Raw genomic sequence first — 14,646 nt, 5'->3', positions numbered from 1 at the left:
TCACCCCCTCCCCGTGATCGCCTGCACGGCGTCACCGGTCAGCGACGAGACGATCGACGGCAGCGCCATGAAGAGCGCGCCGGCGAAGATCACGGTCAGGCCGATCTTGATCGGGAAGCCCATCTGGAAGGCGTTGAGCGCCGGCGCCACGCGGGTCAGGAGCCCGAGGCCGACGTCGGCCAGGAACAGGACGACCACGAGCGGGCCGGCGATCTGCAGCGTCGCGAGGAACATCTGGGACAGCGCGGTGACGAGCACGGACGCCACGCCGCCGAGCGCGAAGGACCCGTCCACGAGCGGCACCGCGTCGAACGACCGGACGAGTCCGGCGACGATGAGCTGGTACCCGCCCGATGCGAAGAGCAGCGCGAGCGCGGCCATCTGGAACAGCCGAGTGAACTGCGCCCCGTTCACCTGCGACTGCGGGTCGTACGCCTGCGCGAGCGTGAACCCGCCAAACAGGTCGATGAGTGCGCCGGCGGACTGCACCGCCGCGAACACGAGGTACACCAGGAAGCCGAGCACCAGGCCGACGACGAGCTGCGTCACGAGGGCGATGACGAACGCCCCGGTGTCGAGCGACGCGTAGCCGGCGGTGACCCGTGGCGCGACGCCGACGGCGAGTCCGAGCGCGAGGATCACCTTGACCGTCGCGGGGAACGCCTTGTACGAGAACGGTGGCGCGATCACGAAGAACGCGATCATCCGGACGCCCGCGAGCATGGTGCCCTCGAGCGAGTCGAAGTCGATGGCGAGCTCCATCAGCCCACCCCGAGGAGCTTCGGGATCTGGTCGAACGCGAAGTGCGTGAACGCGACCATCTCCGAGATCATCCAGTTGCCGCAGACGACCAGCGCGATGGCCACCGCGAGGGCCTTCGGGACGAACGACAGCGTCACCTCCTGGATCTGCGTGACCGACTGGAACAGCGAGATCGCGAAGCCCACGACGAGCGACGTCACGAGGACGGGTGCGGCGAGCTTGCCCGCGACCATGAGGGCCTGCAGGACGAGGTCGATGACGGCTTGCTGGTCCATCAGTGCACCACCTGGTAGCTCTCGATGAGCGACTTGATGATGAGCCCCCACCCGTCGACCAGCACGAAGAGCAGGATCTTGAACGGCAGCGAGATCATCACCGGCGGGAGCATCATCATGCCCATCGACATCAGCGCCGCGGAGACGACGAGGTCGATGACGAGGAACGGGATGAAGATGACGAACCCGATGATGAACGCGCTGCGGAGCTCGGAGATGATGAACGCCGGGATGACCGTCGTCATCGGCACGTCGGCCATCGTCTTCGGGTTGTCCTGACCGGCAGCGCGGGTGATGAGCGCGACGTCCTCCTCGCGCGTCTGGTGCAGCATGAACGTCCGGAGCGGCTTCGTGCCGATGTCGACGGCCTGCTGGAAGTCGATGTGCCCCGCCAGGTAGGGCTGGAGCGCGTCGTCGTTGATGTGCCCGATCACCGGCGCCATCACGAACAGCGACAGGAACAGCGCCAGGCCCGCGAGCACCTGGTTCGGCGGGATCGACTGCAGCGCGAGCGCGTTCCTGGTCATGGCGAGGACGACGAAGATCTTCGTGAACGACGTCATCATCAGCATCAGCGCCGGGGCGACGCTCAACAGCGTGATCCCGATGAGCGTCACGACGGCAGAGGACGGCTGCCCGTCCGGCCCGTTCACGCTGACGGAGAACCCGCCGGTGGACGGCGACGCCGGCGCGGACGGCGTGGCCGGCGCGGTGGGCTGGACGACCCCGGTCGCGTGCGCGCCGGTCGCGGTGAGCATGAGGAACCCGGCGACCATCGCCAACCCGAGCAGGACCAGCAGGACGAGGCGTCCCACTCGGCTCGGCCGGTCCGCCGCTGGCGCGTCGGCCCGGAACCGGCGAGCGGGGCCCACGGTGCGCGCCGCGGTCACCCGGCCCGCCGGGAACGGAGGGCGGCGGCGGCCTGCCGCCAGGTGTCGGCGGACAGGATCGAGCCCTGCAGCTGCGCGGACGTCGGCACGGCGCGGCGGTCACGGTTCCGGGGACGCATCGGCAGGTCGGACGGGAGGCTCGTTGCGGCCTGGTCGTGCTTGGCCAGTTCCGCACGGAACGCGTCAGCCCCCACCGCCGGCTCGACGGGCTCGGTCCGAGCGGCGCGCGGCACACTCGGCAGCACGACCGGACCGGTCACGATCGTCAGTTCCGGTGCGGGTGCCTCGCCGCTCGTGAGCAGGCTGACGCCGTGCTCGGTCACGCCGAGCACGAGGCGCTCCCCCTCGACGTCCACGACGACGACGCTCGCCTTGCCGCCGATGCCCTGTCGGGCGACGACCTCCACCGCGGCGGAACGACGTCCCCGCGGCTTCTTCCCCGCGCCGAACTGGCCCTTCGACACGCGGCGGTGCAGCACCCACATCAGGGCGAGCACGACGCCGAGCGAGAGCGCGACGCGGAGGGTGATGACGAGCGTGTCCACGTCGGGTCAGAGGCTTTCGGCGACGTCGAGGATCTTCGTGATGCGCACGGCGTAGTCCTGGTCGACGACGACGACCTCGCCGTGCGCGATGAGCCGACCGTTGAGCAGCACGTCGGCCGGGGCACCGGCGGAACGGTCGAGCTCGACGACGGCGCCCGGCTCCATGCCGAGCACGTCGCGGACGGACATCCGGGTGCGACCGATCTCGACGGTCAGGGTCATCTCGACGTTGTTGATCCGGCCGAGGTTCCCGGCGGGGATCGACACGTGCTGCACCGGCGCGGCGCCGACGGTGCCGTTCTCGCGGATGCGGATGCCGAACCAGCCGCCGGGGAGCCCGCCGGCGGTGAGCTCGAACACCACCGTGTCCGGGTCGGCGAACAGCGACGCGGCGGACTCACGACGGGCCTCGCCGAGGACGCCGACGCCGAGCGCCGACACCGCGGCCTCGAGCGACGGACGGAGCACGTCGGTGACCGCCACGAGGCCGTGGTCGGTTCCGCCGGCAGCGGCGATCTGGTCCAGGTCGGTGAGGACCACCGCGAGGTCTGCGGAGAGCCCGCCGACGAAGGACGCGACCACACCGTCGACCGCAGCCTCCAGGACGGCGGCGGTCGAGCCTCCCGGCATGGCCAGCGCGCGGAGGGGCGCCGCCGTCGGGAGCTGCGCGACGAGTGCCTCGGCGGCACCGGTGTGGAGGGTGGTGGTGGCGGTCATGCGGGGAGCTCCGATGTGGTGGTGACGACGATGCCGGCGAGGCGCGAGCCGTTCGCGCCGACGGCGGCGGTGCCGACGGGCTCGCCGTCGACCGCGATGGTGAGGGGACGGTGCTGCGGGTGCGGCAGCGGCAGCAGGTCGCCGACGGCGAGGCGCAGGACCTGCGACGGCAGGACGGCGGCCGGGGCGAAGCGCAGCGAGACGCCGACGGGGACGCTCGCGAGCTGGGCGTCGAGGAGCACACGGGCGTCGGCGGACGACACCGTGGCCGCGGCCTCGCCGAGCTGCGGGAGCACGGCCTCGGCCGGCAGGGCGAGGGTGCCGGGGGCGATGCGGTCGCCGACACGGATCTCGAAGGACGCCACGATCATCAGGTCGCCCTTCTGCGCGGCCTGGGCGAACTGCGAGTTGTACTGGAAGCCGCCGACGGCGACGTCGTGCGTGAGGAGCCCGCCGAACGAGTAGCGGAGGTCGTCGAGGGCGTCCTCGATGATCTTCCGGACGAGGGCCTGCTCGATCGGCGTGAAGGTGCGGTCGGGCGCGGGCAACGGCTTCGAGGCGCCGAGCGCGTGCGACACCCACGTCAGGGCGGCGTCGAGCGGGACCTGCAGCACGCCCTTCGGGGTCGTGTCGGCGATCGGCAGCAGCGCCATGCCCGTCAGCGCCGGCAGGGACGCGGCGTACTCGTCGTACGTCATCATCTGGACCTGCTCGCACGTGACCTGGCTGACCACGCGGACTTTGGCGGTCAACTGGGTGCCCCACTGCCTGGCGAAGGTCTCGAAGGCGAGCTCGAGGACCCGCGCGTGCTCGCGGGCGAGCGTCGACGGGCGCGCGAAGTCGTACACCTCGGGCGCTGGCAGGGTCTCGGTCACGGGTGGGTCTATCGGGTGGACCCGTCCCACCCGTCAGTGCTGTGCCCACTTCTGGGGGCCGGAGGGCGTCAGCCGGATCGCGCCCCGTCCTGCGCCTTCGCCAGCGCCGGCATCAGCGCGCTGACGTCCTGGTCGGCGTTCGACAGCACCACGATGTCGACGCGTCGGTTCAGCGCGAGGTCCTGGTCGGTGCTTCCCTTTGCGAGCGGTCGGCTCGACCCGAACCCGACGCTCTGGATCCGGTCGGCCGGCATCCCACCGCGTTCGACCAGGTCGCGGAGCACCCCGGTCGCACGGGCCGCGCTGAGCTCCCAGTTCGTCGCGTACGGAGCGGTCGAGTTCCGCTGGTCGGCGTGGCCCTCGACGCTGACGTCGTGGTCCGCCGTCTTCAGCACCGGTGCGATCGCGTCCATGATCGCCTTCGCCTGGTCGGACAGGTCGGCGCTGTTCGTGCCGAAGTACGTCTCACTGCCGACCAGCCGCACGGTGAGCCCGCGGGCGTCGACGGTGAACTGCACGTTGGTGGTCTGCCCGGCCTTGTCGAGGTTGGCCTTGATCGCCGCCTCGATCGCCTTCAGGTCGTCGAGCTCCTGCTTCGCCGCGGCGACGTCCTGCTTGGTCGCGCTCGCCGGGACGGCCGGAACCGCGGCCGACGCGGGATCCGTGTTGGTGTCCTTGCTGCCGGACGCCGCGGTGGAGTGGTCGGCCTTCGCGTTGTCGACCGAGTAGCCCTTGCCGTCGGTGACCTCGTTCTTCTTCACGACGGTGCCGCTCGCGGTGTCGATCTTGTCCGTCTTGACCTCGCCGAACCCGGTCGCGAGCGAGGTCTTCAGCGCGATGTACTTCTGCTGGTCGACCGTCGACATCGCGAAGAGCACGAGGAACATGCACATCAGGACGGTGATCATGTCCATGTAGGACGCCATCCAGCGCTCGTCGGGGTGCTCGGCCTCGTCGTGCCCGCCCTTCTTCAACCGTCCACGACCGCGTCCACGGGGGTTCGCGCTCATCGTCAGGCCGCCAGCTGCTGGTCGTCGACGGACTCGCCCTTGCCGGACTTGCCCTTGCCCTTCGCCGCGGCGCCGTCGCCCCTGGCAGCCGGCGGGACCATCGCCTTGAGGCGTTCGCCGAGCAGCCGCGGCTGGCTGCCGGCCTGCACCGCGAGGAGTCCCTCCATCAGGAGCGTCTGACGGTCGGACTCGAGCTGCGCGAGCTTGCGGAGCTTCCCGCCGATCGGCAGCCAGAGGAAGTTCGCGGTGAGGAGGCCCCACAGCGTCGCGACGAAGGCGCTCGCGATCAGCGGGCCGAGCTCGTCCGGCTTGCCGAGGTTCGCGAGCACGTGGGTCAGCGACACCACGGTGCCGATGATGCCGACGGTCGGGGCGAAGCCACCGAGGCCCATGAAGAACGAGCTGGCGCTGCGGACCGGCGCGGCGTTCGACTCGATCTCGTCCTCGAGCAGGATCCGGAGCTCGTCGCCGTCGGTACCGTCGGCGATGTTCTGCAGCGCCTTCTTCATGAACGGGTCCGAGTGCTTGTCGGCCTCCTGCTCGAGCGCGAGCAGGCCGTTGGCGCGGGCGACCTCGGCGAGGCCCACGACGTCGTCGATGACCGACGCCGGCGGGGTGACCTTGCCGGTGAACGCCTTCGGCACCGACTTGAACGACGCGATGGCGTCCTTCAGCGTGGTGCTCGCGATGCCGCAGCCGATGGTGGCTCCGAAGACGAGCAGCATCGGCGCGGGGAGGAACAGGCCGGCGAGCTCGACGTGCTCCATCTCGACCATGCCGAACAGTGCGCCGAAGGCGAGCAGGATCCCGACGATCGTTGCGATGTCCACGTCAGCGCTCCCCGTGCAGCGGTGCGACCGGCGCGAGGACCGGCTGCGGGCCGGTGGCGGTGCGCAGTTCGGAGGCACTGCGCGGCTCGGTGCCGTACGCCATCGTGACGATCCGGGCGCGGTACGCGGCGATCCGGTCGATGACCTCTGCCATGGACTCGCGGACGATGTACTTCGCGCCGTCGACCATGATGAGCGTCGTGTCCGGCGTCTCCTGGATGCGCTCCACGAGATCGGGGTTGACAGCGAACCCGCTGCCGTTGAGTCGTGTGACGACGATCATGGCCCGTCCTTGGTGTGTCTCGTCCCCGCCGCCGTCCGTGGGGCAGGGTGTGCGGCCGCCCTTCCGTGGGTGGTCAGCGGTGTCTATCGGCCGCACGGCTGCGCGCGTTAGGAGCGCGGGCGTCCGCGCAAGTGGGGACCGGCCGTCACCCGATCTCGGGAACGCACGCCGAGCCTCCAGGCCGTGCCCAGGCCGGGTGCACGACCAACGCAGGTTCGGAGCGCTCCATGGGGTGATGGCCAGATCCCTGCTGACCGTCCCCCTGCTCACCACGACCGCCGTCGCCGCACTCGCCTGGTTCACACTCGGCCCGGCCGCGGCACTCGCGTTCATCGCACTCGCCCTGCTCGAGATCGCGATGGCGGCCGACTCGTCCGTCCCGATGGCCGGCATCGCCGGCCGGCTGCACTCCCCGGCGCGACGCCTGTTCCTGTCGCTCGGCATCGTCGCCGGCGTCCTCGCGATGCGACTGCTGCTGCCGCCGGCGGCCGTCGCCGTCGGCGACGCCTCGGACCCGGCATCCGCCGTGTCCGAGGCGGTGTTCGCACCAGGCACCTTCGCGGCGCACCTGCAGGACGTGCGTCCCGCACTCGCCGCCTTCGGTGCGTCGTTCATCTGGCTCGTCTTCGCCGAGTACCTGTTCAACACGGACCGCGCGTCCCGCAGGTCCTGGCTGGGCGGACTGGAGGCCCGGCTCGCCGCCGTCGCACGGCCGCGCGTCTGGTCGCTGGTCACCGCTGCGACCGGTGTGGTGCTGACGTCCGTGCTCGTCGGGTCCGCCTCCTCGTGGGAGCCGGCCTCGGTGGTGCCGGTCGTCCTCGGTGGCGTCGCGGGCACCGTCGGCTACCTCGGGTCGAAGGCCGTGGCGAAGTGGGCGCTCCGCTCCCCCGCCGGGACCACGGACACGTCCTCGATCGGGACCGGGCGGGACGCCTGGCGGATCCACGCCTACGCGTCGACCGTCGTGTTCGAGCGCGGGCTCGTCGTGTTCATGCTGTTCGAGATCCTGGACGGGGCGTACTCGCTGTCCGGGTCGGGCCCGCTCGGGTCCGACGGCATCGGTGCGCTCGAACAGGCGGCTGTCGCGGGGGCTGCGATCGCGGTCGGGGCGGTGTTCCTCGCTCGCCTGACCTCGCACCTGGACCGGGCGGCCGGGCTGCAGCGGCTCCGGTACCTCAAGGCCGGGGCCGCGTACGTGCTCGGCGTGCTGTCGATGCTGCTGTGGACGAGCCTGCTCGTGCCGATCCCCGGCACCGTCGTCGGCTGGTTCGGCTCGGTGGTCATCGGACTGGCGCTCGCGACGTCACTGCCGTGGCGGGCGTGGGTCCGCCGTGCGAGAGTTGGCGCGTGAGCACAGCGACGGCGCCGACACCCACCCGACTCCACCGGCTGGCGCTCTTCGCGGTGTCCACCATGACGGGGTTCGGCATCGCGTCGTGGGTCACGCGCACCCCGGCCGTCCGGTCGGACCTCGGCGCGTCGATCGAGGCGATGGGCATCGTCCTGTTCGGCCTGTCGATCGGGTCGATGATCGGCATCCTCGGCGCTGGAGCGCTCGTCCGCAGACTCGGGACCCGCCCGCTCGTGCTCGTCGGCGCAGCGCTGCCGGTGCTCGGCATGCTGCTCGTCGGGGTCCTGGCACCGGCGCAGTTCGCCGTCGGGGTCTGGGGCGGACTGTTCCTCATCGGCTTCGGCGCCGGCGTCGCCGAGATCGGCCTGAACGTCGAGGCCGCTGCGCAGGAGCGTGCGACCGGCCGCCCGGTCGTGCCGATGCTGCACGCGTGCTTCAGTCTCGGCACCGTCGCGGGCGGAGTCGTCGGGATCGCGATGACCGCCGCGCAGACCCCCGTCGTCGTGCACCTGACCATCGCCACGGCCGTGATGGCAGCGCTCGCGGTCTTCGCCGCCACGAACCTCCGGCCGCTGCCCCGGGCCGAGGTCCCCGCCGCTGACGACACCCGACCCGTTCGTCGCCGTGGTGTCGTCACCGTGCAGCTGCTCCTCATCGCGGTGATCACGCTCGCGATGGCGTTCGCCGAGGGTTCCGCGAGCGACTGGCTGCCGCTCCTCATGACGAACGAGCACGACGCTCCGGAGGTCCTCGGCTCCCTCGTGTTCACCGGCTTCGCGCTCGCGATGTTCATCGGTCGGTCCGCCGGGACGCCCCTCGTCACCCGCTTCGGACGCGGCACCGTCATCCGGGTGTGCGCGACCGTCGGTGCGATCGGGGTGCTCGGTGTCGTCCTGGCGCCGAACCCGCTCATCACCGCCATCGCGGCGGTGGTCTGGGGCCTCGGCATCGCGCTCGGTTTCCCGCTCGCGGTCTCCGCGGCGGGTGACCACCCCGCCGACGGCGACCGCCGCGTGTCCGTCGTCGCCGCTGCCGGCTACATCGCGTTCCTCGTCGGGCCGCCGGCGCTCGGCTTCCTCGGGGAGCACCTCGGGCTGCAGCTCACCATGCTCGTGCCGGCTGCGCTGCTCGTCATCGCGGTCGTCATCGCGCCGGCCGCCGGGGTGCAGCGGACCGTGGCGCGCTCGGCCGGGTAGCCGCGGGTCAGGCGGGCTCGGCCGGGTGGGGTGCGGGTCAGGCGCGCTCGGCTGAGTCGTCGACTGCTGGTCAGTCGCGCTCACCCTGGCGGAGCAGCCGGGTCTCCTCGGCGTCGTACTCCGCCCGGACCTGCCGCAATACCAGGTCGTCGATGTCGCCCTCGTCGCGCATCCGGAGCACGGTCGCCGACTTGTGCCGGACGAGCTCGAGTTCGAGCTCCACCGCATCGCCGCGCTTCGCGAGCAACGGGTGGTCGGACTCGTCGCTCTGCTCCGCCCGGACGAGCGCCAGGTGCCCCTCGTAGTCGCCGCGGATGCGCTCGACCACCTCGTCGTCGGCCCCGAGCCGCTTGGCCAGGCGCGGCAGGGCGTCGAGCGCTTCCTCGATCGCGGTCCGTTCGGCGTCCCGACGCTCGTCGGCCACCTCGTCGCGACCGCCGAAGTCCGCCCACCTGACGACCGCGGGGAGGACGAGCGACTGCCCGACGATCGTGACCACGACGACGCCTGCCGTGACGAACACGATGAGGTCGCGGTCCGGGAACGCCGCACCGCTCTCGACCATGCGCGGCACCGCGACGGCCATCGCCAGCGACACCGCCCCACGGAACCCGGTGAAGCCGCTGACCACCCGGTCGCGGTGTCCCTCTCGTGGCGTGCCGCCGGTGCGCAGCGTGACGAGCTTGACGGCGCCCCACGACGCGTTGAGGAAGGCGAAGCGGAGCACCACGACCGTCACCGAGACCAGTCCGATGAGGCCGAGGCCGAGCCACAGTTCCCGGACGCCGAGCGCGCGGACCGCGATGGTCGCCTCGATGCCGACGAGCACGAACAGCGCGCCGTTGAGCAGGAACGTCGCGAACGACCAGAACGACCGCACCTGTTGGCGGGTCTCGGCACGGTCGAGCTTCGGGGCCACCTGGCTGACGACGAGCCCCGCCACGACGACGGCGAGGACACCGGACGCACCGATCGCCTCCGCGGCCAGGAACGCCACGAACGGGACGAGCAGCGTGAGCAGGTTCTCCAGCACGACGGCATGCACCCGCCGCAGGACCTGCATGCCGAGCCAGGACACCACGAGCCCGGCAGCGATGCCGCCGACGTAGGACAGCAGCAGCATCCCGCTGACGTTCCACGCCGTCAGGGTCTGCTCGCCCGCCGTCACCGCCACCGCGATCCCGTAGACGACGAGCGTCGTCCCGTCGTTCACCAGGCTCTCCGCGCGGAGCACCGTCGTGTTCCGGCGTGGGAGGGAGCGGGTCAGCGCGCCGACGGCCGTCGCGTCCGTCGGAGCCACCGCGGCACCGAGCACCCACGCCGGGCCCCACGGCATGCCGAGCAGGTGCAGGAGCGTCGCCACCCCGCCCGCGGTGACCACGACGAGGAGCGTGCCCATCAGGACGATGCCCCGCAGGTTCGCGCGGATCTCCCGCAGCGAGATGGTCAGGCTCTCCCAGTACAGGAGCGCGGGCAGGAACAGGAGCAGTACCGCGTCCGCCGGGAGCTCCAGGCGGCCGAACACCGGGATGAACGCGATCCCGGCGCCGAAGACGAGCAACAGCACGGGCGGTGCGATCCGGATGCGCCCGGAGACGGCGGTGGCGACCGCGATCGCCGTGGCGAGCACGACGACGAGTTCGGGTGCGATGAGTTCCATGGGCCTCAGAGCATGGCAGGCGGTGCCTGTGCGCGGCTCGCAGCAAGGCTGCCGAGGATCCTGACCGGGGCGCGAACCGCGCGCTCCTGACCTCGCTTCCGTGTACTGGCAGTGCCTCCTCCCGGCACCGATCGGGCCCTAGCGTCGAGGACATGCCAGCTGACGACGCCGCCCGTGCGGAGCACGACACCCTCTTCCCGAACCACGCCTCCACCTTCGCGGAGACCGACACCGAGTTCGTCGCGTTCTTCGACGACTTCGCCTTCGACGAGACGCTCCGTGCCGCGTCGATGAACCGGCACGACCGGCTGGTCGTCCAGCTCGGGGCGATCATCGCGGTCGGTGCGCAGACCGAGTTCCGCACGATGCTCGGCGCCGCGCTCGACAACGACGTCACGCCGATCGAGGTCAAGGAGGTCGTCTACCAGGCCGTCGCCTACGTCGGCATCGCACGGGTGGTCGACTTCCTGCGGATCACCAACGAGGTGCTCACCGAGCGCGGCGTCGAACTGCCGCTCCCCGGCCAGTCGACCACGACGCCGGATGACCGCTTCGAGGTCGGCAAGGCGAAGCAGACCGAGATCGTCGGCGACCGCGTGGAGTCGATGTACGCGAACGCGCCGGACGACGCCCTGCACTTCCAACGCTTCCTGTCCGCGAACTGCTTCGGCGACCACTACACGCGCACGGGTCTCGACGTCCGGATGCGTGAACTGCTGACGTTCGCGATGCTCGTCGGCCTCGGCGGCGCCGACGGTCAGGTCGAGGGGCACGTCGCGGCGAACCTGCACGTCGGCAACTCCCGCGCCGACCTCCTCGACGTGCTCACGGTGCTGCTGCCGTTCGTGGGCTACCCCCGGACGCTGAACGGCCTCGCCGCAGTGGACGAGGGCGCGCCCGCCGCGGCCTGACGGGGCGACGGCCCGCAGGTTCACCCCGTCGGGGCGAGCCCGGCGGACGCGCCTGGACCTACGGTCCGGTCATGCAGGATCTCGTGAACGGTCTGCTGCAGCGCTCGTCCTTCGGCGCGTGGGACGTGGTGCTGGCCGTCATCGTGCTGGTGTGCGGCTGGTTCGTCTCCGTCTGGGCGCGGCGCGGGGTGACCGCGGCGCTCTCGAAGTGGAGCGGGCTCGGCCCGAGCGGCACGAACCTGGTCGCCCGACTGGTGCGGTACGCGATCCTGCTGCTGACGATCGGCATCGTCCTGACGGTCCTCGGCGCGCCCCTCCAGCCGGTGCTCGCCGCCGTCATCATCATCGCCGCGGTCGCGTTCCTGGCGCTCCGCGGGATCGCCGCCAACTTCGGCGCCGGGCTGGTCATCCAGGCGCGGCGGCCGGTGCGCATCGGCGATGCGATCGAGATCGGAAGTGCCAGCGGGCGGATCGTCGAGCTCACCGGACGCTCGGTCCTGCTGCGGTCGTCGGACGGACGGATGATCCGGGTCCCCAACACGATGCTCCTCGAGGGCTGCCTCGTGAACGCGACGGAGTCCGGATCGGTCCGGAGCGAGGTCAGGGCGCGGGTCCACGCCGTCGCCGACCTCGACCGCCTCTGTCCGGCGATCGTGCGGGCCGTCGACGGCACGACCGGGTTGCATGGTGCGTCCCCCGAGGTCTTCCTGCGGACGGTCACGCCGGCGTGGACCGATCTGACCATCCGGTTCTGGTCGACCTACGACGACCGCGAGAACGCCCGCTCGGACGTGGTCCGCGCCGTCGCCGAGGAGATCGGTCACGCCGGTCTCACGTGCTCGGTGTCGTCCGACCCGCCGCGGTTCCTCACGGCGCTGACCGACGAGATCGGCTGACCCGACCGGCACCGGCGATCTCACCCGATCTGGGCGTGTGCGGGTCCGCGACGCGAACGGATCCTGGTGCCGAACGACTGAACAGGAGCAGATCATGACAGAGCAGTTCTCCGGGAAGATCGAACTCGACGTCAGGGACTCGGTCTCGGACTGGGATGCCTTCATCCCGCCCAAGGCACCGCAGGGCGCACCGAACGTCCTCGTCGTCCTGTACGACGACACCGGGCAGGCCGCGTGGTCGCCGTACGGCGGCCGGATCCAGATGCCGACGATGGAGCGACTCGCGGCGAACGGACTCACGTACTCGCAGTGGCACACGACGGCGCTGTGCTCCCCCACCCGCTCGACGCTGCTCACCGGACGGAACCACCACTCGAACGGCTTCGCGACCATCTCGGAGTCTTCGACCGGGTTCCCCGGGTACAACTCGCACATCCCGCCGGAGAACGCGACCATGGCGAACGTCCTCCGCGACGCCGGATGGTCGACGTTCTGGGTCGGCAAGAACCACAACGTGCCGATCGACGAGTGGACCGCTGGTGCGTCGAAGAAGAACTGGCCGCTCGCGCAGGGCTACGACCGGTTCTACGGCTTCATCGGGGGCGAGACCAACAACTGGTACCCGTCCCTCGCCGAGGACAACCACTACATCGACCAGCCGTACCTCCCCGAGGACGGCTACCACCTGTCCAAGGACCTGGCGGACCAGGCGCTGAAGATGATCCGCGACACCAAGCAGACGGAGCCGGACAAGCCCTGGTACCTCTGGTTCTGCCCGGGCGCGAACCACGCCCCGCACCACGCGCCGCAGGAGTACATCGACAAGTACAAGGGCGCCTTCGACGACGGGTACGAGGCCTACCGCGAGTGGGTGCTCCCCCGGATGATCGAGCGAGGACTGCTGCCGGAGGGCACGCAGCTCACCGATGAGAACCCGATGCCTCCCGGGACCTTCTCGGAGACGGACGAGGTCCGGCCGTGGGACACGCTCTCCGACGAGGAGCGAGCGATGTTCTGCCGCATGGCCGAGGTGTTCGCCGGGTTCTCGGAGTACACTGACGCACAGGTCGGCCGCATCGTGGACTACCTCGAGGAATCCGGTCAGCTCGACAACACCATCGTGATCTACTGCGCCGACAACGGTGCCTCCGGCGAGGGCAGCCCGAACGGCTCGGTCAACGAGGGGAAGATCTTCGGCGGGTACCCGGACGACCTCGCGCAGAACCTGACGATGGTCGACCAGCTCGGCAGCCCTGACACCTACAACCACTACCCGACCGGCTGGGCGATGGCGTTCTCGACGCCCTACCGGATGTTCAAGCGGTACGTGTACCAGGGCGGGATCTGCGACCCGCTGGTGATCTCGTGGCCGGCGGGCATCGCGTCCCGCGGTGAGATCCGGAACCAGTACCACCACTCGACCGACATCGTGCCGACGATCCTCGACGCGTGCGGCGTGACGTTCCCGGACACCTACGCGGGCGTGCAGCAGAACCCGCTCGACGGCGTCTCCATGCGGTACAGCTTCGACTCGGCGGATGCCCCGACCGAGAAGCACACGCAGTACTACGAGATGCTCGGCAACCGCGGGATCTGGCACGACGGTTGGAAGGCCGTCACGGAGCACGGTCCGGTGTCCGGCATCAGCGGGTTCGACGAGGACCGCTGGCAGCTCTTCCACACCGACGTCGATCGTGCCGAGGTCCACGACCTCGCGGACGAGCACCCGGAGAAGGTCGAGGAGCTCGTCGCGCTGTGGTTCGAGGAGGCGAAGGCGGGCAAGGTCCTGCCCCTCAACGACCTGCAGATCATCGGGAACCCGAAGGACTTCGAGACGTTCGTCAACATGGAGTTCAAGGTCCCAGTGCCACCGACGGGCCAGTACACGTACTACCCCGGCACGACCGAGGTGCCGGAGCGCTCGGCAGCCAACGTGCACGGCGTCTCGTACAAGATCGTCGCGGACATCGACTTCACCCCGGACACCGAGGGGGTCGTGTTCGCGCACGGATCACGCTTCGGCGGGCATGCCCTGTACGTCAAGGACGGCCAGCTCAGCTACGTCTACAACTTCCTCGGCATCCCACCGGAGGACCTCGTGCAGGCGCCGGCGCCGACGTCCGGCAGACACCTGGTCGGCGTCTCGTTCACCAAGGAGTCGATGGGGCAGTACCGCGAGGGCGTCGGACCGTTGGCGCTCTTCATCGACGACGAGCAGGTCGGCGAGATCCCGATCCGCACCGTCCTCGGGCACTTCTCGCTCTGCGGCGAGGGCCTGTGCATCGGGTACGACAGCGGTGACGCCGTGACCTCGGCCTACGCGGGCGACCGCTTCGCGTTCCACGACGGGACGATCCACAAGGTGGTGTTCGACATCGCGGACGACGCGTACGTCGACCTCGAGGCACACCTCGCCGCCGCGATGGCCCGCGACTGAGCAGCGCG

At 70.6% G+C, this 14,646-nt stretch carries 15 protein-coding genes; 5 read left to right on the top strand and 10 right to left on the bottom strand.

Annotated elements, in window-relative coordinates; genetic code table 11:
• The 9 genes from QK288_RS11635 to QK288_RS11595 form a co-directional block, all read right to left on the bottom strand.
• Positions 1-762, bottom strand: coding sequence for a flagellar biosynthetic protein FliR (locus QK288_RS11635; RefSeq protein WP_281264472.1), 762 nt, complete (start codon positions 760-762; stop codon positions 1-3).
• Positions 762-1,037, bottom strand: a complete 276-nt coding sequence (fliQ, locus tag QK288_RS11630; RefSeq protein WP_281264471.1) for a flagellar biosynthesis protein FliQ — start codon at positions 1,035-1,037, stop codon at positions 762-764. Before fliQ ends, QK288_RS11635 begins: the two co-directional genes overlap by 1 nt.
• Complete coding sequence (gene fliP, locus QK288_RS11625) at positions 1,037-1,813, bottom strand: flagellar type III secretion system pore protein FliP (protein WP_281267578.1); 777 nt, start codon at positions 1,811-1,813, stop codon at positions 1,037-1,039. The genes fliQ and fliP overlap by 1 nt, the downstream gene beginning before the upstream one ends.
• A gap of 110 nt (positions 1,814-1,923) precedes the next feature.
• Positions 1,924-2,472 carry a flagellar biosynthetic protein FliO gene (locus QK288_RS11620; RefSeq protein ID WP_281264470.1) on the bottom strand — a complete coding sequence of 183 codons (549 nt, stop codon included), beginning with the start codon at positions 2,470-2,472 and terminating at the stop codon, positions 1,924-1,926.
• Between the two features lie 6 nt (positions 2,473-2,478).
• The gene (gene fliN, locus QK288_RS11615; protein ID WP_281264469.1) at positions 2,479-3,189 is read right to left on the bottom strand and encodes a flagellar motor switch protein FliN; all 711 of its coding nucleotides are present in this window, start codon (positions 3,187-3,189) and stop codon (positions 2,479-2,481) included.
• Positions 3,186-4,064, bottom strand: coding sequence for a flagellar motor switch protein FliM (locus QK288_RS11610; RefSeq protein WP_281264468.1), 879 nt, complete (start codon positions 4,062-4,064; stop codon positions 3,186-3,188). The genes fliN and QK288_RS11610 overlap by 4 nt, the downstream gene beginning before the upstream one ends.
• A 68-nt stretch (positions 4,065-4,132) precedes the next feature.
• Positions 4,133-5,074, bottom strand: coding sequence for a flagellar motor protein MotB (locus QK288_RS11605; RefSeq protein WP_281264467.1), 942 nt, complete (start codon positions 5,072-5,074; stop codon positions 4,133-4,135).
• Between the two features lie 2 nt (positions 5,075-5,076).
• The gene (locus QK288_RS11600) at positions 5,077-5,904 is read right to left on the bottom strand and encodes a MotA/TolQ/ExbB proton channel family protein (protein ID WP_281264466.1); all 828 of its coding nucleotides are present in this window, start codon (positions 5,902-5,904) and stop codon (positions 5,077-5,079) included.
• Position 5,905: 1 nt separating this feature from the next.
• A complete protein-coding gene (locus QK288_RS11595) occupies positions 5,906-6,187 on the bottom strand; it encodes a flagellar FlbD family protein (RefSeq protein ID WP_281264465.1) in 282 nt (93 codons plus the stop codon).
• Positions 6,188-6,422: 235 nt separating this feature from the next.
• Here QK288_RS11595 and QK288_RS11590 point away from each other — a divergent pair, with 235 nt between their 5' ends.
• Positions 6,423-7,538 carry a DUF475 domain-containing protein gene (locus QK288_RS11590; RefSeq protein ID WP_281264464.1) on the top strand — a complete coding sequence of 372 codons (1,116 nt, stop codon included), beginning with the start codon at positions 6,423-6,425 and terminating at the stop codon, positions 7,536-7,538.
• Positions 7,535-8,734 (top strand): MFS transporter, encoded by a 1,200-nt coding sequence (locus QK288_RS11585; RefSeq protein WP_281264463.1) that lies wholly within the window; start codon positions 7,535-7,537, stop codon positions 8,732-8,734. The genes QK288_RS11590 and QK288_RS11585 overlap by 4 nt, the downstream gene beginning before the upstream one ends.
• 70 nt (positions 8,735-8,804) lie before the next feature.
• Here QK288_RS11585 and QK288_RS11580 read toward each other — a convergent pair whose 3' ends face one another.
• Positions 8,805-10,394 carry a Na+/H+ antiporter gene (locus QK288_RS11580; protein WP_281264462.1) on the bottom strand — a complete coding sequence of 530 codons (1,590 nt, stop codon included), beginning with the start codon at positions 10,392-10,394 and terminating at the stop codon, positions 8,805-8,807.
• A gap of 152 nt (positions 10,395-10,546) precedes the next feature.
• Between QK288_RS11580 and QK288_RS11575 the strand changes: the two genes are divergently transcribed.
• The 3 genes from QK288_RS11575 to QK288_RS11565 all read left to right on the top strand — a co-directional run bounded on the left by QK288_RS11575 (position 10,547) and on the right by QK288_RS11565 (position 14,638).
• The gene (locus tag QK288_RS11575) at positions 10,547-11,305 is read left to right on the top strand and encodes a carboxymuconolactone decarboxylase family protein (protein ID WP_281264461.1); all 759 of its coding nucleotides are present in this window, start codon (positions 10,547-10,549) and stop codon (positions 11,303-11,305) included.
• A 71-nt stretch (positions 11,306-11,376) separates the two neighbouring features.
• Positions 11,377-12,201 carry a mechanosensitive ion channel family protein gene (locus tag QK288_RS11570; RefSeq protein ID WP_281264460.1) on the top strand — a complete coding sequence of 275 codons (825 nt, stop codon included), beginning with the start codon at positions 11,377-11,379 and terminating at the stop codon, positions 12,199-12,201.
• A 94-nt stretch (positions 12,202-12,295) separates the two neighbouring features.
• Positions 12,296-14,638, top strand: coding sequence for an arylsulfatase (locus tag QK288_RS11565; protein ID WP_281264459.1), 2,343 nt, complete (start codon positions 12,296-12,298; stop codon positions 14,636-14,638).
• The last annotated feature ends 8 nt before the right edge of the window (positions 14,639-14,646 follow it).

It is taken from the genome of Curtobacterium sp. 9128, from assembly GCF_900086645.1.
GTDB lineage: Bacteria > Actinomycetota > Actinomycetes > Actinomycetales > Microbacteriaceae > Curtobacterium.
The sequence above is the reverse complement of the archived record's forward strand: the minus strand, read 5'-3'. Positions and strand labels throughout refer to the sequence as shown.

What these genes read in the sequence shown, in the direction of transcription:
- QK288_RS11635 (WP_281264472.1), bottom strand. Translation starts at nt 762, where the DNA reads ATGGAGCTCGCCATCGACTTCGACTCGCTCGAGGGCACCATGCTCGCG.
- fliQ (WP_281264471.1), bottom strand. Translation starts at nt 1,037, where the DNA reads ATGGACCAGCAAGCCGTCATCGACCTCGTCCTGCAGGCCCTCATGGTC.
- fliP (WP_281267578.1), bottom strand. Translation starts at nt 1,813, where the DNA reads ATGGTCGCCGGGTTCCTCATGCTCACCGCGACCGGCGCGCACGCGACC.
- fliN (WP_281264469.1), bottom strand. Translation starts at nt 3,189, where the DNA reads ATGACCGCCACCACCACCCTCCACACCGGTGCCGCCGAGGCACTCGTC.
- QK288_RS11605 (WP_281264467.1), bottom strand. Translation starts at nt 5,074, where the DNA reads ATGAGCGCGAACCCCCGTGGACGCGGTCGTGGACGGTTGAAGAAGGGC.
- QK288_RS11595 (WP_281264465.1), bottom strand. Translation starts at nt 6,187, where the DNA reads ATGATCGTCGTCACACGACTCAACGGCAGCGGGTTCGCTGTCAACCCC.
- QK288_RS11590 (WP_281264464.1), top strand. Translation starts at nt 6,423, where the DNA reads ATGGCCAGATCCCTGCTGACCGTCCCCCTGCTCACCACGACCGCCGTC.
- QK288_RS11580 (WP_281264462.1), bottom strand. Translation starts at nt 10,394, where the DNA reads ATGGAACTCATCGCACCCGAACTCGTCGTCGTGCTCGCCACGGCGATC.
- QK288_RS11575 (WP_281264461.1), top strand. Translation starts at nt 10,547, where the DNA reads ATGCCAGCTGACGACGCCGCCCGTGCGGAGCACGACACCCTCTTCCCG.
- QK288_RS11570 (WP_281264460.1), top strand. Translation starts at nt 11,377, where the DNA reads ATGCAGGATCTCGTGAACGGTCTGCTGCAGCGCTCGTCCTTCGGCGCG.
- QK288_RS11565 (WP_281264459.1), top strand. Translation starts at nt 12,296, where the DNA reads ATGACAGAGCAGTTCTCCGGGAAGATCGAACTCGACGTCAGGGACTCG.